Origin of the sequence: Pseudomonas wuhanensis (genome assembly GCF_030687395.1) — a bacterium.
Taxonomy (GTDB): domain Bacteria; phylum Pseudomonadota; class Gammaproteobacteria; order Pseudomonadales; family Pseudomonadaceae; genus Aquipseudomonas; species Aquipseudomonas wuhanensis.
In genome coordinates, this window is sequence record NZ_CP117430.1 from 5400651 (window position 1) to 5418130 (window position 17480).

At 59.7% G+C, this 17480-nt stretch carries 14 protein-coding genes and 1 pseudogene; 6 read left to right on the top strand and 9 right to left on the bottom strand.

All coding sequences use genetic code 11. The annotated features are described in order from the left end of the window. Nucleotides 1–6: 6 nt before the first annotated feature. The 7 genes from PSH88_RS25005 to PSH88_RS25035 all read right to left on the bottom strand — a co-directional run bounded on the left by PSH88_RS25005 (nucleotide 7) and on the right by PSH88_RS25035 (nucleotide 8334). Complete coding sequence (locus tag PSH88_RS25005) at nucleotides 7–1017, bottom strand: chemotaxis response regulator protein-glutamate methylesterase (protein WP_305423261.1); 1011 nt, start codon at nucleotides 1015–1017, stop codon at nucleotides 7–9. Continuing rightward, nucleotides 1014–3293, bottom strand: coding sequence for a hybrid sensor histidine kinase/response regulator (locus PSH88_RS25010; RefSeq protein WP_305423263.1), 2280 nt, complete (start codon nucleotides 3291–3293; stop codon nucleotides 1014–1016). Before PSH88_RS25010 ends, PSH88_RS25005 begins: the two co-directional genes overlap by 4 nt. Continuing rightward, nucleotides 3290–3973, bottom strand: coding sequence for a chemotaxis protein CheW (locus PSH88_RS25015; RefSeq protein WP_305423264.1), 684 nt, complete (start codon nucleotides 3971–3973; stop codon nucleotides 3290–3292). The genes PSH88_RS25010 and PSH88_RS25015 overlap by 4 nt, the downstream gene beginning before the upstream one ends. Further along, nucleotides 3970–5241, bottom strand: coding sequence for a CheR family methyltransferase (locus PSH88_RS25020; protein ID WP_305423266.1), 1272 nt, complete (start codon nucleotides 5239–5241; stop codon nucleotides 3970–3972). Before PSH88_RS25020 ends, PSH88_RS25015 begins: the two co-directional genes overlap by 4 nt. Next, complete coding sequence (locus PSH88_RS25025) at nucleotides 5238–5774, bottom strand: chemotaxis protein CheW (protein ID WP_305423267.1); 537 nt, start codon at nucleotides 5772–5774, stop codon at nucleotides 5238–5240. The genes PSH88_RS25020 and PSH88_RS25025 overlap by 4 nt, the downstream gene beginning before the upstream one ends. Then, the gene (locus tag PSH88_RS25030; protein WP_305423269.1) at nucleotides 5774–7396 is read right to left on the bottom strand and encodes a methyl-accepting chemotaxis protein; all 1623 of its coding nucleotides are present in this window, start codon (nucleotides 7394–7396) and stop codon (nucleotides 5774–5776) included. The genes PSH88_RS25025 and PSH88_RS25030 overlap by 1 nt, the downstream gene beginning before the upstream one ends. Nucleotides 7397–7611: 215 nt before the next feature. Then, a complete protein-coding gene (locus PSH88_RS25035; protein WP_305423271.1) occupies nucleotides 7612–8334 on the bottom strand; it encodes a tellurite resistance TerB family protein in 723 nt (240 codons plus the stop codon). Between the two features lie 327 nt (nucleotides 8335–8661). On the opposite strand from PSH88_RS25035, the gene ydcS reads away from it, so the two are divergent. The 5 genes from ydcS (at nucleotide 8662) to PSH88_RS25060 (ending at nucleotide 14419) form a co-directional block, all read left to right on the top strand. After that, nucleotides 8662–9813 carry a putative ABC transporter substrate-binding protein YdcS gene (gene ydcS, locus PSH88_RS25040; protein WP_305423272.1) on the top strand — a complete coding sequence of 384 codons (1152 nt, stop codon included), beginning with the start codon at nucleotides 8662–8664 and terminating at the stop codon, nucleotides 9811–9813. A 225-nt stretch (nucleotides 9814–10038) separates the two neighbouring features. Continuing rightward, entirely contained in the window at nucleotides 10039–11076 is a 1038-nt protein-coding gene (locus PSH88_RS25045) for an ABC transporter ATP-binding protein (RefSeq protein ID WP_305423273.1), read from the top strand. 1 nt (nucleotide 11077) lies between these two features. Beyond that, nucleotides 11078–12025 (top strand): ABC transporter permease, encoded by a 948-nt coding sequence (locus tag PSH88_RS25050; protein WP_305423274.1) that lies wholly within the window; start codon nucleotides 11078–11080, stop codon nucleotides 12023–12025. Continuing rightward, the gene (locus PSH88_RS25055) at nucleotides 12015–12839 is read left to right on the top strand and encodes an ABC transporter permease (protein WP_305423276.1); all 825 of its coding nucleotides are present in this window, start codon (nucleotides 12015–12017) and stop codon (nucleotides 12837–12839) included. The genes PSH88_RS25050 and PSH88_RS25055 overlap by 11 nt, the downstream gene beginning before the upstream one ends. Nucleotides 12840–12994: 155 nt before the next feature. Then, nucleotides 12995–14419 (top strand): gamma-aminobutyraldehyde dehydrogenase, encoded by a 1425-nt coding sequence (locus PSH88_RS25060; protein WP_305423277.1) that lies wholly within the window; start codon nucleotides 12995–12997, stop codon nucleotides 14417–14419. 183 nt (nucleotides 14420–14602) lie between these two features. On the opposite strand, the gene PSH88_RS25065 is transcribed toward PSH88_RS25060, so the two are convergent. Continuing rightward, nucleotides 14603–15229: an RloB family protein gene (locus PSH88_RS25065; protein ID WP_305423278.1), complete on the bottom strand. Its 627-nt coding sequence runs from the start codon at nucleotides 15227–15229 to the stop codon at nucleotides 14603–14605. A 3-nt stretch (nucleotides 15230–15232) separates the two neighbouring features. Next, nucleotides 15233–16484 (bottom strand): annotated as a pseudogene (locus PSH88_RS25070) (AAA family ATPase). A gap of 499 nt (nucleotides 16485–16983) precedes the next feature. Here PSH88_RS25070 and PSH88_RS25075 point away from each other — a divergent pair. Beyond that, nucleotides 16984–17463, top strand: a complete 480-nt coding sequence (locus tag PSH88_RS25075; protein ID WP_305423279.1) for a BRO-N domain-containing protein — start codon at nucleotides 16984–16986, stop codon at nucleotides 17461–17463. Nucleotides 17464–17480: the final 17 nt, after the last annotated feature.

Sequence of the window (17480 nt, forward strand, 5' to 3'; positions counted from 1 at the left end):
TGATAGTCATTTTGAGAAGATTTCCAGCAATCGTGGCGCTATCTTGTCCAGTGGGCGAACTTCCACAGCCGCGTCGATGGCCGCGGCCGCCTTCGGCATGCCGTACACCGCACTGCTTTGTTGATCCTGAGCGATGGTCAGGTAGCCCTGTTGGCGCATGAGTTTAAGCCCTTGCGCGCCGTCGCGGCCCATACCAGTCAGCAAAACGCCCACGGCGTCACCGCTCCAGTAACTGGCCACACTCTCGAAAAACACATCGATCGAAGGCCGATAGATCTCATTGACCGGTTCGGCGGTGTAGGCCAGCGTACCGTTTTTCAGCAAGCGGATATGATGATTTGTCCCGGCCAGCAGGACCGTGCCGCTTTGCGGCGGTTCGCCTTCCTCGGCCAGGCGCACGTCCAGGCCACTGGCACTGGCAAGCCATTCGGCCATGCCGGCGGCGAACACCTGATCCACATGCTGGACCAGCACGATGGCCGCCGAAAAATCTCGAGGCAGGCCCTTGAGCAGCACTTCCAGTGCCGCCGGGCCACCGGCGGATGAACCGATGGCCACCAAATGCTGGCGCGAGGACGAGTGACGGTGAGAGCTGGGTGCCGATCGCACCCGATTGCTCTTATCGCCGATCAGCCAGCCAATGTTCATGATCTTGCGCAACAGCGGTGCGGCGGCTTCCTGAGGATTGCCGCCCCCGATAGCCGGGGTATCGACCACGTCCAGCGCGCCGTAACCCATGGCTTCGAACACCCGGTGCACGTTCTGCTCGCGGTCGACAGTGACAATGACAATCGCGCACGGGGTCTCGGCCATGATTCGCCGGGTCGCTTCCACGCCGTCCATCAACGGCATGATCAAATCCATCAGGATCAGATCCGGGGTGTATTCGGTGCAACGTTGCACCGCCTCGGCGCCGTTGCTGGCGACCCAGACCACCTCGTGCGCCGGTTCGAATGCCAGTGCGCGGCGCAACGCCTCTACGGCCATGGGCATGTCGTTGACGATAGCTATTTTCATGCCCGCGCGCCTCCAATGAGCTCAACCACTGCATCCAGCAAAGCGTCATCATGAAAACTCGCTTTGGCTAGATAATAGTCGGCTCCGGCGTCCAGTCCACGGCGACGGTCTTCTTCGCGATCCTTGTAGGACACCACCATCACCGGCAGCGATTGCAGGCGGTTATCGCGACGCAATAAAGACACCAGCTCGATGCCATCCATACGCGGCATGTCGATGTCGGTGATCAGCAGATCGAAATTCTCCGAACGCAGGGCGTTCCAGCCATCCATACCGTCCACCGCCACGGCGACGTCGTAACCGCGATTGAGCAGCAACTTGCGCTGCAACTCACGAACGGTCAGCGAGTCGTCGACCACCAGAATCCGTTTCCGCGCCGCTTCGACGGCCTGATTGGCATGCCGGGCAATGCGCTCCAGACGCCCGGTATTGAGCAGTTTGTCCACCGAACGCAGCATGTCTTCGACGTCGACGATCAGCACCACCGAGCCGTCGTCGAGCAAGGCCCCGGCGGAAATGTCCTGCACCTTGCCCAGGCGCTCGTCCAGCGGCAGCACCACTAGCGTTCGCTCGCCAATAAACCGCTCGACCGCCACCCCGTAGATCGCCTCGCGCTCGCGGATGACCACGACTTTGAGGGTCTGCGCGTTGTTCTGGCTCGCCGGACGATGCAACAGCTGACTGGCGGCGACCAGCCCGACATGCCGACCTTCGTACCAGAAGTGCTGCCGGCCTTCGACCTGCACGATGTCCTCCGGCGCCAGGTCGCACATGCGCTCGATGTGCGCCAGCGGGAAGGCATACGCCTCGTCACCGACCTCCACCACCAGGCTGCGCACCACCGACAGCGTCAGCGGCACTTGCAGATGGAAACGACTGCCCGCGCCCGCCGTTTGCTCCAGCACCACGGCGCCGCGCAATTGGCGAACCATGTGCTGAACCGCATCCAGCCCGACGCCGCGCCCGGAGACTTCGGAGACCGTGTCGCGCAGGCTGAAACCCGGCAGAAACAGGAACGTCAGCAACTCCTCTTCGCTCAACTGGGCAGCGGTCTCGGCTGGGGATAACTGCCGCTCGACGATGTTGCGACGGAGTTTTTCCAGATCGACGCCATTGCCGTCGTCGCTGAGCTCCAACACCAGCAGACCGGCCTGATGGGAGGCTCGCAAACGGATCACGCCTTCTTCCGGCTTGCCGGCCAACCGCCGCTGTTCCGGGGTTTCGATGCCGTGATCCACCGCATTGCGCAGCAAGTGCGTCAGCGGCGCTTCGAGTTTTTCCAGAACGTCGCGATCGACTTGAGTCTTGTCGCCCTCGATCTCCAGCCGCACCTGTTTGCCAAGGTTGCGGCCCAGATCGCGGACCATGCGCACTTGCCCGCTCAGCACGTCGGCGAATGGCCGCATGCGACAGGCCAGTGCCGTGTCATACAACACCTGCGCGCGCTGGCTGGCATGCCAGGCGAACTCATCCAGTTCGGCGTTCTTTTCCGCCAGCAATTGCTGGGACTCCGCCAATAACCGACGGGCATCGCCCAAGGCTTCCCGGGCTTCGAGGCTCAGGGCATGGTCTTTGAGATGGACGTTAAGGTTTTCCAGCGCCCGAAGGCCGTTGCTCTGCATGCGCTTAAGGCGCTGCATAGTGGCCAGATGCGGCTTGAGCCGCTGGGTTTCCACCAGGGATTTACTCGATAGATCGAGCAGGCTGTTCAAGCGCTCGGCCGTGACGCGCAATACGCGTTCGCCACTTTCGGTGGTGCGTTTAGCCGTGGGCGCTGGCTCGGCGGGGGCAGCTTCGGTGGTGGCCGGCATGGGCGGCTCAACCTTGGGCGTCGGCGGTTCCAGCTGAAGTTCTGCCATCGGCGGCGCGATGGGGGCAGTGGCCGCCATATGATCAAGCAGCCGTCCCATCAAGATGACGTAAGCGTCGATATCCGCAGGCGCCGGAGCGTTGCCCGGTGTCGCAATCCGCATCAGCAGATCTGTGCCTTGCAACAGTGCATCAATGTGTTCGGGCCGCAGGTACAGGCGCCCTTCCTGGGCGCTGACCAGGTAATCTTCCATCACATGGGCGACGCTGACCCCGGCATCGACACCGACAATCCGCGCAGCGCCCTTGAGCGAGTGGGCGGCGCGCATGCACGACTCGAGGTAATCGGCCTGGGTCGGATCGCGCTCAAGCGCCAAAAGACCTGCGCTCAGCACCAGGGTCTGGGCCTCGGCTTCCAGGCTGAACAGCTCCAGCAAGGAGGCGTCACGCATTTGGTCGGGGGTCATGTGAGGCTCCGGGTCACGGCGGACAACAGCTGCTCTTCATCCAGCCAACGCAGGCTGCGACCTTTGAATTGCAAGACGCCACGGGTGTATTTGGCGCTGGCTTGGGCACCGGACTGAGAGGCGACATCGAGAATGCGCTCGTCGATGGCATGAATCCCGTCCACTTCGTCCACCGGCACCACCACTGGCCCGCCGTGAGCGGCAATGATCAGCATCCGCGGCATCACCCGCGCGCCGGACGCCACGCCACTGGTGCCGTCGAGCCCCAGCAGTTCCACCAGCGACAGGCACGCCACCAAGGCACCCCGCACATTCGCCACGCCAAGCAACGCCCGGGAGCGCTGATGCGGCAAGGAGTGAATTGCCTGCAGCGGGGCTACTTCGACCAGACTGCGGGTGGCCAGGCCCAGCCATTCTTCGCCGAGGCGAAACATCAGCAGCGAGCGGGTTTTCACATCGCTCCCGGCCACTGTGGAGACTTGCTCGCGGTCGTCCTGCTGCAACGCATAGCGGTCGAGCAAGCGTGTGGCGGCAGCCGAATACACCGCGCAATTGCGGCAATGAATGTGCTCGCTCAGCAATGGGCAGGACTTGTCGCCGTGGATACCGATGCGGTTCCAGCAGTCGTCGATGGCCAGGGCATCTTCATGGGTGACGTTCAAGGTGTCGGCGGCGCTCATCGTTTACGCTCACTGTCTGCGGCGCGCTCGCTGCGGGCGGCGCGGGCCTGCAATCGTCTGGCACCGGCCGTGTCGCCCTGGGACTGCAGCAAGGCGGCGAGGTGCATCAATGCGTCGGGGTGTTGCGGTTCGAGGTACAACGCCTTGCGATAAAAACCCTGGGCCTCGAGGGCGCTGCCGGCGACATCACTGAGCAGCCCCAGCCAATAGAACACCTGGGCCACCGGCTCGTGACTGCGCAAAAAACTTTCGCACGCGACGCGGGCCTCGGCGCTTTTGCCTTCGTTGGCCAGCGCGGCGATGTTCGCCAGCAGCGTGGCGGCGTCCGAAGGGGGAGCTTTGGGAGCTTGAGGCATCGGCACGACCGTCGCGAAAGGCCGAGTGCGCACTGGCGGCGGTGTCACGTTGCGCAGCGGTTGTTGCACCGGAAGCGGCGTCGGCGTCGGCACGAAGGACGCAAGCGGTTCGGGCGCGCTTTGTCGACTGAAGGCAAACGACTGCGGGATGCCAATCGAACGCATGCCGAAACGCCCCAGCAGGCTGCCCTCCGCCGGGCCGATAAACAGCACGCCATCGACGTGGGTCAGGCGCTTGAGTACTTCGAACACTTGCTGCTGGGTCGGCTGGTCGAAATAAATCAGCAGGTTGCGACAGAACACGAAGTCATAGGGCGGCTCGTTGGCCAGCAACGCCGGATCCAGCAGATTACCGACCTGCAAACGCACCTGTTCAAGCACGCGCCCGCTGAGGCGATAGTTGTCATTTTCAGCCGTGAAATGCCGATCGCGGAAGTCGATGTCCTGACCACGAAACGAATTCTTGCCATACAGCGCGAGCCTGGCCTTTTCCACCGACAGCGGGCTGACATCCATGCCGTCGACCTTGAACTGGTGCGGTGCCAGCCCGGCATCGAGCAATGCCATGGCGATGGAGTACGGTTCTTCGCCGGTGGAACACGGCAGGCTGAGGATCCGCAGAGCGCGCATGTTATTGATCGCCGCCAGCCGTTTGGCTGCCAGTTTCGCCAGTGTGGCGAAGGATTCCGGGTAACGGAAAAACCAGGTCTCGGGGACGATGACCGCTTCGATCAGCGCCTGTTGTTCGTCGCGCGAGCCCAGCAGGATGTGCCAGTACTCATCGGCCGTCAGCGCCCGAGCCGCCGTGCAGCGCTGGCGCACCGCGCGTTCGATGATCGCCGGGCCGACCGACCCCACATCCAGGCCGATGCGTTCTTTGAGGAAATCGAAAAACCTCTGATCGCTGCTCATCCCTGCTCCTCAAACTGCGCCAGGTCCAACGGCGGCGAGGGAAACAACAAGGCGCGGACTTGTTCGTCCAGCAAATCGGCAACCCGCACCCGTTGCAGTAAACCCTGGGCATCTTCGCGCACTGGCCCGAGGTACGGCGCTTGGCGATTATCCAGGCCATAAGGCTGAAAATCCGCCGGGTTGCAGCGCAACGTGTCGGTGGCCTGTTCCAGAATCAGCCCGAGCAATTGCGCAGGCGTCGCCTCATCCGGCCGATAGTGCACCAGCACCAGCCGCGTGCTGGTGCGGGCCTGGGCCGGTTGGCCGAACGTCAGGGCGCTGAGGTCGATCACCGGCACCACCGCGCCGCGCCAGGCGAACACCCCCGCCACCCAGTCCGGCGCCCGGGGAATGGGTTTCAACGGCAGTTGCGGCAGCACTTCGGCCACCTCGATGGCCTGCAAGGCGTAACGCTCGTTGCCGATGCGGAACACCAGAAACAACGATTGTTTCACCGGCATCACCGCGCCGCGTTTGACCGCGAGCTCGCTCATCAGACTTTGAATCGCGAGACGCCGCCACGCAGCCCCACGGCCACCTGGCTCAGTTCATCGATGGCGAAACTGGCCTGACGCAGGGACTCGACGGTCTGGCTGCTGGCATCGCCCAACTGCACCAACGCGTGGTTGATCTGCTCGGCGCCGGTGGCCTGGGCCTGCATGCCTTCGTTGACCATCAACACCCGTGGTGCCAGCGCCTGCACCTGATGGATGATCTGCGACAGCTGCTCGCCCACCGACTGCACTTCGGACATGCCACGACGCACTTCTTCGGAAAACTTGTCCATGCCCATGACCCCGGCCGACACCGCCGACTGGATCTCGCGCACCATCTGCTCGATGTCGTAGGTGGCCACAGCGGTTTGGTCCGCCAGACGCCGCACTTCGGTGGCGACCACGGCAAACCCGCGACCGTATTCACCGGCCTTCTCGGCTTCGATCGCGGCGTTCAGGGACAACAGGTTGGTCTGGTCGGCGACTTTGACGATGGTCACCACCACCTGATTGATGTTGCCGGCCTTCTCGTTGAGGATCGCCAGTTTGGCGTTGACCAGATCCGCCGCGCCCATCACCGAGTGCATGGTGTCTTCCATGCGCGCCAGGCCTTGCTGACCGGAACCGGCCAGCACCGATGCCTGATCGGCGGCGGTGGAGACTTCGGTCATGGTGCGCACCAGATCCCGCGAGGTGGCGGCAATTTCCCGCGATGTCGCACCGATTTCGGTGGTGGTGGCAGCGGTTTCGGTGGCCGTGGCCTGCTGCTGCTTGGATGTCGCGGCGATTTCCGTGACCGACGTGGTGACCTGCACCGAGGAGCGCTGGGCCTGGGACACCAGCGAGGTGAGCTCGGTCATCATGTCGTTGAAGCCGGTTTCCACCGCGCCGAACTCGTCCTTGCGATCAAGATCCAGACGACTGCTGAGATCGCCGGTGCGCATGATTTCGAGGATATCCACAATGCGATTCATCGGCGCCATGATCGCGCGCATCAGCAGCAGGCCACAGAGGCCGGCGACGATGATTGCCACCAGCAAAGAGACGCCCATGCTGATTTTGGCGGCCGTTACCGCTTCACCAATGGCCAGCGTGGCTTCTTCCGCCAGATCGTGATTGCGCTCGATGAGGCTATTCAACTGCTTGCGTCCATTGACCCAGGCCGGTGTGAGCTTTTGCTCCAGAGCAAGACGCGCCTGCTCGTATTCCTTGCGCTGATAGAGGTCGAGGACGTTCGTCATTTCTTTATTGAAAGTCTGATGACGCGCTTCGAACTCGTCGAAGATGGCCTGATCGTCCACCTGAAAAATGGTCTTGCGGTAGTTGGCCATTTGCTCGTTCAAGCGCTCTTCGAAGCTCTTGTACATGGCGTGGTCGGCGGCGGTTAATTCACGACGTCCGGAAAGACCGACAATCTGCTGAGTCAGGTTATAACTGTCGACCCAGGCGCCGCGCATCATCGAACTGAAATACACCCCGGGAACCGCATCGGTACGGACCCTTTCTTCGCTGGCCTCGATCTTCATCAACCGGGAAAAAGACACCACGACCATCAACAGCATGATCGCGATAATCACCGCAAAGCTCGCCAAAATGCGTTGGCGCAACGTCCAGTTCTTCACAGTCAGTCCTCGGTGCGGTTCAAATTGCGGGGGAGTATAGCCGAGGGCCTGTGGGAGCGGGCTCGCTTGCGAAGAACGATTATTGGGTTATGCGGTATCGCTGAAGACGCCTTCGCGGGCAAGCCTCGCTCCTACGGGTTAGCGTCCGAACAACGATGGTGTGTTCGACAATTCACTGTAGGAGCGAGGCTTGCCCGCGAAGGCGGTCTGAAGACTTACACCGAAGCCTGACGCACCTGTTTCTCCAGCTCTGCCTTCAACCCCGGCTCCAGCTTCAACTGCCGCGCCAGCTCATCAAGGTAGGACTTCTCCATGAAGTTCTCCTCATTTACCAGCATCACACTGGCGATGTACATTTCGGCGGCCATTTCCGGCGTACTGGCGGCGCGGGCGACATCGGCCGGGTCCAGCGGTTTGTTGAGTTCGGCGTGCAGCCAGTGTTGCAGCTCCTGATCATTGTCGAGCTTGCTGAACTCGCCTTCGATCAATTGACGTTCACGCTCATCGACATGACCGTCAGCCTTGGCCGCGGCGACCAACGCCTTGAGGATCGCCTGGCTGTGCTGCTCAACCTGAGCCGCCGGCAAGCGGTCGATCGTTTGCGGCTCGGTTGTGGTTGCGGTGCCCTGCTGGGCCTGCCAGTTGCCATACGCCTTGTAGGCAATCACGCCCAATGCCGCGAGACCGCCGTAGATAGCCACTTTGCCGCCGACCTTGCGCACCTTCTTGTTGCCGAGCAACAGGCCCATGGCGCCAGCCGCCAGAGCACCGCCGCCGGCACCTGAGAGCAAACTGCCGAGACCGCCGGAACTACCGCTGCCGCCGAGCAAACCGCCCAAACCACCGGTGGACGCTTTGTTCTGGGCGCCGCCGGCCTTGTTCTGCAACAGATCCTGACCGGATTTGAGTAGTTGATCGAGCAATCCACGAGTGTTCATTTTGCTGCCTCCACGAATTCGGGTTAACCGGATCTTTAAGGCCACCAGCCTAGATCGAAAGTGCCCGACGTCTCTCGATGAGAGTGCTTCCAGATGTTGCTCACGTTTAGGCAAACAGGCTGGAACGCCCTCCAGGAATCTATTTCATCGAATGCAGCCTTTGAGATTTGTCGACCGTGGAACCGCGCACTAGGCTGGATAAATCCATAAGACAGCCCGGTCTCAATCTGCCTCTCACAAAGCGCACTAAGCTAATAACAAGCCACTCACGGCGCATCACCCCGTTCAACACTGCCCCGACCATAATTTAAAGAAGAGGGTTCACCCATGCTTGTGCACAAGACCGCACTGCTCAGTGCAATCACCACAGCACTGCTGGCCAGCGCCAGCCTGCAGGCCGCCGAGCCGCTGAAAGCCGTCGGCGCCGGCGAAGGTCAGTTGGATATCGTGGCCTGGCCCGGCTATATCGAACGGGGCGAGACCGACAAGGCCTACGACTGGGTCAGCGGTTTCGAGAAGGAAACCGGCTGCAAGGTCAACGTCAAGACCGCCGGCACGTCCGATGAAATGGTCACCCTGATGGCCAAGGGCGGTTACGACCTGGTGACGGCGTCCGGCGACGCCTCCCTGCGCCTGATCGCCGGCAAACGTGTGCAGCCGATCAATACCGCACTGATCCCCAACTGGAAGAATCTCGACCCGCGCCTGAAGGATGCACCGTGGTATGTGGTCAACAAGCAGACCTACGGCACCCCCTATCAGTGGGGCCCGAACGTGCTGATGTACAACACCAACGTGTTCAAACAGCCGCCCACCAGTTGGGGCGTGCTGTTCGAGGAGCAGAAGCTGTCCGACGGCAAGTCCAACAAGGGCCGCGTGCAAGCGTATGACGGCCCGATCTACATCGCGGACGCAGCGCTTTACCTGAAAACCGCCAAGCCGGAACTGGGTATCACGGATCCTTACCTGCTCGACGAAAAACAGTACAAGGCCGTTCTCGACCTGCTGCGCGCCCAGCAAAAGTTGATCCATCGCTACTGGCACGACACCACTGTGCAAATGAGTGACTTCAAGAACGAAGGTGTGGTGGCGTCCAGCTCCTGGCCCTATCAGGTTAATGGCCTGATGAACGAGAAACAGCCAGTCGCCTCGACCATCCCCAAAGAAGGCGCCACCGGATGGGCCGACACCACCATGCTGCACGCCGAGGCCAAGCACCCGAACTGCGCTTACAAGTGGATGGACTGGTCGCTCACGCCGAAGGTCCAGGGTGATGTGTCTGCCTGGTTCGGCTCGCTGCCGGCGGTCCCGGCGGCGTGTAAGGCAAGCGAACTGCTGGGAGCCGAGGGTTGCAAGACCAACGGTTTCGACCAGTTCGAAAAGATCGCCTTCTGGAAAACCCCGCAGGCTGAGGGCGGCAAGTTCGTGCCTTATAGCCGCTGGACCCAGGATTACATTGCGATTATGGGAGGCAGGTAACACACCGGCCCCTGTGGCGAGGGAGCTTGCTCCCGCTGGGTGGCGAAGCCGCCCCAAAACCAACCAATGCGGTCTATCAGGCAAACCGCATTTACCCTTTTTGGGAGTGCTACGCACTCCAGCGGGAGCAAGCTCCCTCGCCACAAAAGCACACCGATTCAGATTTTTCAGAAGTCCAGGCTGGGGCCGCTGTGAGAACTCTCGCCTTTTTGGAGCACCACACCCATGACGCTTGCAGTCCAGTTCACCAACGTTTCCCGTCAGTTCGGCGAGGTGAAGGCCGTTGACCGGGTTTCTATCGATATCCAGGACGGCGAGTTCTTTTCCCTGCTGGGCCCCTCCGGCTCGGGTAAAACCACTTGCCTGCGCCTGATCGCCGGTTTCGAACAACCGAGCGCCGGCTCCATCCGTATTCATGGCGCCGAAGCCGCCGGACTGCCGCCGTATCAGCGTGACGTGAACACCGTGTTCCAGGATTACGCACTGTTCCCGCACATGAACGTACTCGACAACGTCGCCTACGGGTTGAAAGTCAAAGGTGTCGGCAAGTCCGAACGCCAAAAACGCGCCGAAGAAGCCCTCGATATGGTCGCCCTCGGCGGCTACGGCGAGCGCAAACCGGTGCAACTCTCCGGCGGCCAGCGTCAGCGTGTGGCCCTGGCCCGCGCGTTGGTCAATCGCCCTCGCGTGTTGTTGCTCGACGAACCTTTGGGCGCCCTTGATCTGAAACTGCGCGAGCAAATGCAAGGCGAGCTGAAGAAGCTGCAACGCCAGCTCGGCATCACGTTTATCTTCGTCACTCACGATCAGACCGAAGCGCTGTCGATGTCCGACCGCGTGGCGGTGTTCAACAAGGGCCGCATCGAACAAGTCGACACGCCGCGCCATCTCTACATGAAACCTGCGACCACCTTTGTCGCCGAATTCGTCGGCACGTCCAATGTGATTCGCGGCGATCTGGCCCGGCAGTTGAGCGGAAATCCACAGCCGTTCTCGATCCGCCCGGAACACGTGCGCTTCGCCGAAGGCCCGCTGGCCAGTCATGAAATCGAAGTCAGCGGCCTGCTGCACGACATCCAGTACCAGGGCAGTGCCACCCGCTATGAACTGAAACTGGAAAACGGCCAGACGCTGAACATCAGCCAGGCCAATGTCCAGTGGCTGGACGTCAGCGCGCAACACCAGACTGGGCAACGCGTCAGCGCTCGTTGGGCGCGTGAAGCGATGATCCCGCTGCACGACAATGTTGTGGCCGGGGTGTGAGATGAACAGCGTGGCGCCCCCTCGAACCCCGACAAGCGGCTCGCCGTTGCGCCGGTTTTCGAACTTGCTGTACCGCCGGCCGAACCTGTATCTGTCGCTGCTGCTGGTGCCGCCGTTGCTGTGGTTCGGTGCAATCTACCTCGGCTCGCTGTTGACGTTGTTGTGGCAAGGCTTCTACACCTTCGATGACTTCACCATGGCGGTCACGCCCGACCTGACCCTGGCGAATTTCACCGCGCTGTTCCAGCCGTCGAACTTCGACATCATCCTGCGTACCCTGAGCATGGCCATCGTCGTGTCGATCGCCAGTGCAATCGTGGCGTTCCCGATCGCCTATTACATGGCGCGCTACACCAGCGGCAAGACCAAGGCATTTTTCTACATCGCGGTGATGATGCCGATGTGGGCCAGTTACATCGTCAAGGCCTACGCCTGGACCTTGCTGCTGGCCAAGGGCGGCGTGGCCCAGTGGTTCGTTCAGCACCTGGGGCTGGAGCCGGTGTTGCAGTTCGTGCTCGGGATTCCGGGTGTCGGTGGCAGTACCCTGTCGACCTCGCATCTGGGGCGGTTCATGGTGTTCGTCTACATCTGGCTGCCGTTCATGATCCTGCCGATTCAGGCTTCGCTGGAACGTCTGCCGCCGTCGCTTCTGCAAGCCTCGGCGGACCTCGGCGCCAAGCCGCGTCAGACTTTCATGCAAGTGATTCTGCCGCTGTCGATTCCGGGGATCGCCGCCGGTTCAATCTTCACCTTTTCGTTGACCCTGGGTGACTTCATCGTGCCGCAACTGGTGGGCCCGCCGGGTTACTTCATCGGCAGCATGGTCTACGCCCAGCAAGGAGCGATCGGCAATATGCCGATGGCCGCGGCCTTCACGCTGGTGCCGATCGTGCTGATCGCCATTTACCTGTCCATCGTCAAACGTCTGGGGGCTTTCGATGCGCTCTGATGCTTCATCTCAAGATCGGGCATCCCTGGGCCTGCGCATCGCCGCCTGGGGCGGGTTGATGTTCTTGCACTTCCCGATCCTGATCATCTTCCTCTACGCCTTCAACACCGAAGACGCGGCGTTCAGCTTTCCGCCCAAGGGCTTCACCCTGAAGTGGATCGGCGTGGCGTTCTCCCGGCCGGACGTGCTGGAAGCGATCAAGCTGTCGTTGCAAATCGCCGCCGTCGCTACATTGATTGCGCTGATCCTAGGCACCCTCGCGTCTGCGGCGTTGTACCGGCGGGATTTCTTCGGCAAGCAAGGCATCTCGCTGATGCTGATCCTGCCGATTGCCCTGCCGGGGATCATCACCGGGATCGCGCTGCTGGCAACCTTCAAGACCTTGGGGATTGAGCCGGGGATGTTCACCATCATCGTCGGTCACGCGACCTTCTGTGTGGTGATTGTCTACAACAACGTCATCGCCCGCTTGCGCCGCACTTCATACAGTTTGATCGAAGCCTCGATGGACCTCGGCGCCGACGGTTGGCAGACCTTCCGCTACATCGTCCTGCCAAACCTCGGCTCGGCGTTGCTGGCTGGCGGCATGCTGGCGTTCGCCTTGTCGTTCGACGAAATCATCGTCACCACCTTCACCGCCGGCCATGAACGCACCTTGCCGCTGTGGCTGCTCAACCAGCTCAGCCGCCCACGGGACGTGCCGGTGACCAACGTCGTGGCGATGCTGGTGATGATGGTGACCATGCTGCCGATCCTCGGGGCCTATTACCTGACCCGGGGTGGCGAAAGTGTTGCGGGCAGTGGCGGGAAATAACGGACAACTCATTTCCCAATGTGGAAACCGGACCCTGTGGAGCGAGGCTTGCCCGCGAAGCTTTTGACATTCTTGAGGCCGCCTTCGCGGGCAAGCCTCGCTCCTACAAAGGCCGGTTCCGACAAAAAAACAACAGCTTCGATGAGGACATAGCCATGCAAACCAAACTCTTGATCAACGGCCAACTCGTCAACGGTGACGGGCCCGCCCAAGCCGTGTTCAACCCGGCCCTCGGTCGTGTGCTGGTCGAAATTAATGAAGCCAGCGAAGCCCAGATCGACGCCGCCGTGCGGGCCGCCGACAACGCCTTCGAAGCCTGGTCGCAAACCACACCGAAAGAACGCTCATTGCTGCTGCTCAAACTCGCCGACCTCATCGAAGCCCATGGCGAAGAGCTGGCCAAACTGGAGTCGGACAACTGCGGCAAACCCTACAGCGCTGCGCTGAACGATGAGATCCCGGCGATTGCCGACGTATTCCGTTTCTTCGCCGGCGCCAACCGCTGCATGAGCGGTGCGCTGGGAGGGGAATACCTGCCCGGCCACACCTCGATGATCCGCCGCGACCCGGTGGGCGTGATCGCCTCCATCGCGCCGTGGAACTACCCGCTGATGATGGTTGCCTGGAAAATCGCCCCGGCCCTGGCCGCCGGTAATACCGTGGTGCTCAAACCGTCGGAACAAACCCCGCTGACCGCCCTGCGCCTGGCAGAACTGGCGTCGGAAATTTTCCCGGCGGGTGTGCTTAACCTGGTATTCGGTCGTGGTCCTACGGTTGGCAGCCCACTGGTCACACATCCGAAAGTGCGCATGGTGTCGCTGACCGGCTCGATCGCCACTGGCTCGAACATCATTTCCAGCACCGCCGGCAACGTCAAACGCATGCACATGGAACTGGGCGGCAAGGCGCCGGTGATCATCTTCGACGATGCCGACATCGATGCCGCCGTTGAAGGCATTCGCACCTTCGGTTTCTACAACGCCGGCCAGGACTGCACCGCCGCCTGCCGCATTTACGCGCAAGCAGGTATCTACGACCAGTTCGTCAAAAAACTCGGTGCGGCAGTCAGCAGTATCAAATACGGCTTGCAGGACGATCCATCGACAGAGCTTGGCCCGCTGATCAGCGCACAACATCGCGACCGCGTGACGGGGTTGGTCGAGCGTGCAATGGCGCAGCCGCATATTCGTTTGATCACTGGCGGCAAAGCGGTGGAAGGCAATGGTTTCTTCTTTGAACCGACGGTGCTGGCCGACGTGCAACAGGACGACGAGATCGTGCGCCGCGAAGTCTTCGGGCCGGTAGTGTCGGTCACCAAGTTCACCGATGAGGTGCAAGTACTGGCCTGGGCCAACGACTCGGACTACGGCCTGGCGTCATCGGTCTGGACCACGGACGTCGGCCGCGCGCATCGGCTGTCTGCACGTTTGCAGTACGGCTGCACCTGGGTAAATACCCACTTCATGCTGGTCAGCGAAATGCCGCATGGCGGTCAGAAATTGTCCGGCTATGGGAAAGACATGTCGATGTATGGGCTGGAGGATTACACCGTTGTGCGGCATGTGATGTTCAAGCATTAAAAGCTTCGCGGGCAAGCCTTGCTCCTACAGGGATCGCGTCGTTTCATTGATCGACACAAAGCCTGTAGACGCGAGCGGTGCGGCGATCCGACTTGCCCGCGAATGGCGTCACCACGAATTCAAGAAGGACACCGGCAACGCGCACCGCCAGACCCCACGCAAAAAACCACCCATTGAGCCGATCTAGATCGTCTGAGGCTTGGAGAGGGTTTCGAATTCATCCATCAGCAGATGGATTTCGGTGCTGGGATTGGGTTCGCCGCTGATGGCGACGTCCTCAAGGATCTTGGGGGCCAAAGCTCTGGCTTTCTGAAAAGGCTCACCCAATAGCTGAGCAAAATAGTTAATGCCTTTGCCCTTCTGGTACTTATCCATGTTCGGCTTTTCTCTGAGGCTCTTGGCCACCAAGTCACCCGGAGAGTTTTTCCCAACAGCTCTAAATGGCTTTCGATTGAAGCCGAAGTGCAAAAGAAGCCAAAACTCAAAACAGGGAAACGATGCTATGACTTTGATTTTCGGATGGGGTTTCGCCAGATCTATCGCTCTCTCAAAACATTGATGCGTATCGCGATCCAATGCACAAAACACTCTGTCGAAACGTTTCTGACGGGCAATGGCTCTTTCTACTATTCCGCTCGGGTGCGTGACACCGCAGTGGGCAATTTCTACCTGAGCTTTGGCGCGAAAATGAAAGGCGGCTTCCTCCAGATACCGTTTTCCTGACTTGCTATCTTCACAGAGAACCAGCACTTGGGGCTGAGGCTTGAATCTTGATTTCTTCCGATCAAATGATTTTGTCGAGTGCACCATTGGTCACCCCCGCCTGATCAGCGGCAAACCGCGGTAACGGCCTTCAAAGTAGCGCTTCTCGACATCCTCACCCTCTCGCCCTTCAAAATCCTGAATGGAAAAAACACTGGTTGCACCATTGGCATCGCGCTCAGTGATCCAGAACTGATCACGCCGCAGAATTTTTGCATTCATTAGATGAGTATCGTGTGTGGTAAATATCAGCTGAGTATCCAATCCGCTATCGAGATGTTTCCCGATCAGATCAGCAACGATTTCAGGATGGAGGCTGCTGTCCAACTCATCGACAGACAGTATTCCGCTTCCATCTGCGCGATTGATCATGAACCAGGGCAGCCAAAAGCCAATCAGGTTTTTTGTGCCTCCGGACTCCTCTGAAAAATCAAACTCTGCTGTTCCCAAAAGACTTGTATGTGTCAGGGTTACTTTGTCTTTTTGGGCCGCCGCGAAGAATTCTTTAAGCGTGAGCTTTTTCTTAGTCGGAACAGCATCTGCATCCTCAGTATTGAGTTGAATAGCAGACACTGGAATATCCACGGCCCTTAAGAACTCCTTTAAATCGACTGTGTAATCCGAGGCAATCTGCAAAAACCTGATGGAGGCAGCAGACAGCCCCATCATATTGTTCTGCTCAATGACAAGAAGACCGGTTTGAAACCAGGTAAACGGCGCTCGCAACTGAGTCAGTTCTTCGCTGCTGTTCGCAACGGCCTGCGAAATAAATAACACCTTCGGGCTCGTCAGACGCCGCCAGGCGTTGTGGACATCTTTCCCCCCCTCAAGACTTGAACCAAAAACATACTGCTCCCTCATCACCAAAACGACGTTCATACAGCAGTGTTTCTTTCCCTTTGGGATAGGAGACCAGTTGTTCCTTGACTATCCGTTGCGAAGTAATGCGCAGGACAAACCGATATCGGAGCCCTTTTTGAATGAAGTTGTACTCAAAAAAACTGGGCTCGTTCTTGAGCTGCGGATCAAAACGAAACGGTGAAACCGGCAGCGGTTCATCATTTGAGGATGGGGTCGTTGCGAGAAGGAGTCCCATGATCCCCATCGCCTGGATGAGGGAAGACTTACCGGACGCGTTTGGCCCGTAAATCGCCGCTACCTTCAACAAGTCCGGTAGTTTTTCGCCACTCACGGAAGGTTTGAATACATTGCGCTTTTTACTCAGGCGTGGGGTCGCAACCATGGACAGGGTTTGCGCCTCACGGAAGGAGCGATAATTGGAAACCGAAAATTCGATCAACATGTAGAAATCCTGCACTTAATTCCGGAAAGCAGAATAAATATAGGAAAAACCATTCATTTGGCGCTGTCTCCCTGCACCTCGTGCAAAAACAGGAAATTCCTACAGATGGGGCCTTCAAGTAAAGGCAACGATTCCTACAACAAGCGTCGCCAGAGTAGACTTGGCGCCGCGAGCACCTGAACGATAGTCTTCATCCCGTCGCTGCAAAATCAGCGACCCGGGGTCGAAGCCGGAACAATCAAAACGGTGCTTACACGCCCCCATAGAACTATGGCTATTTCATGCCTTCAGTTCTGCTTTATGGCGGGCCGTGTGGCGCGGGCCTTCCGGCTTCCGTTTTGATTGGAAGTGTCCCGACTTCGAACGCCACTCGGTTCGCCACCCAATCTGTCGAAGGGTTGGTGGCGACTTTCCCAATCAAAACGGAAGTCACCTTAATGTCTAAGCAGGCTCGAAATTCGTCCAGAACAGCCTTATGCCGTCTTCTGGGAGGCAGGTCATGACCCATCCTCATTTCATCCCTACCGTCTTCACCCGTCACAACCGATTCCTCCACGCCATCATGCAAGCTAACCAAGCCTGGTTCTGCGTCCAAGACCTTGGTCGCTTAATGGGCCGACCGCTGGACCAACGACTCACCCTGAAGCTCGATCCTGATCAACGCCAATATGTCTGGCTGCTGAAGAACGGCAAAACGGTCGAATCACTGATGGTCAGCGAATCAGGGATGTACGCCCTGCTCGTTCACCATTTCGTCCCGGAAAACCGAAACCTGCGCCAGTGGCTGAGCAATGAGGTCATGCCAATGTTGCGTGATTCGAACGCGGTATCGGTGGGAAACATCCCGAGCCTGAGTTCGTTGCAGTGGGCTGGGATCTCTGTGCCGCTTCTGCATTGGCAGCATCAAGCCTGGATCAAATGGCGGGACATGCCTGACCTGATGCAGGCACAACGGCCATTCACGATTTGTAGCCGTTGACCTGATGCACAAAGGGA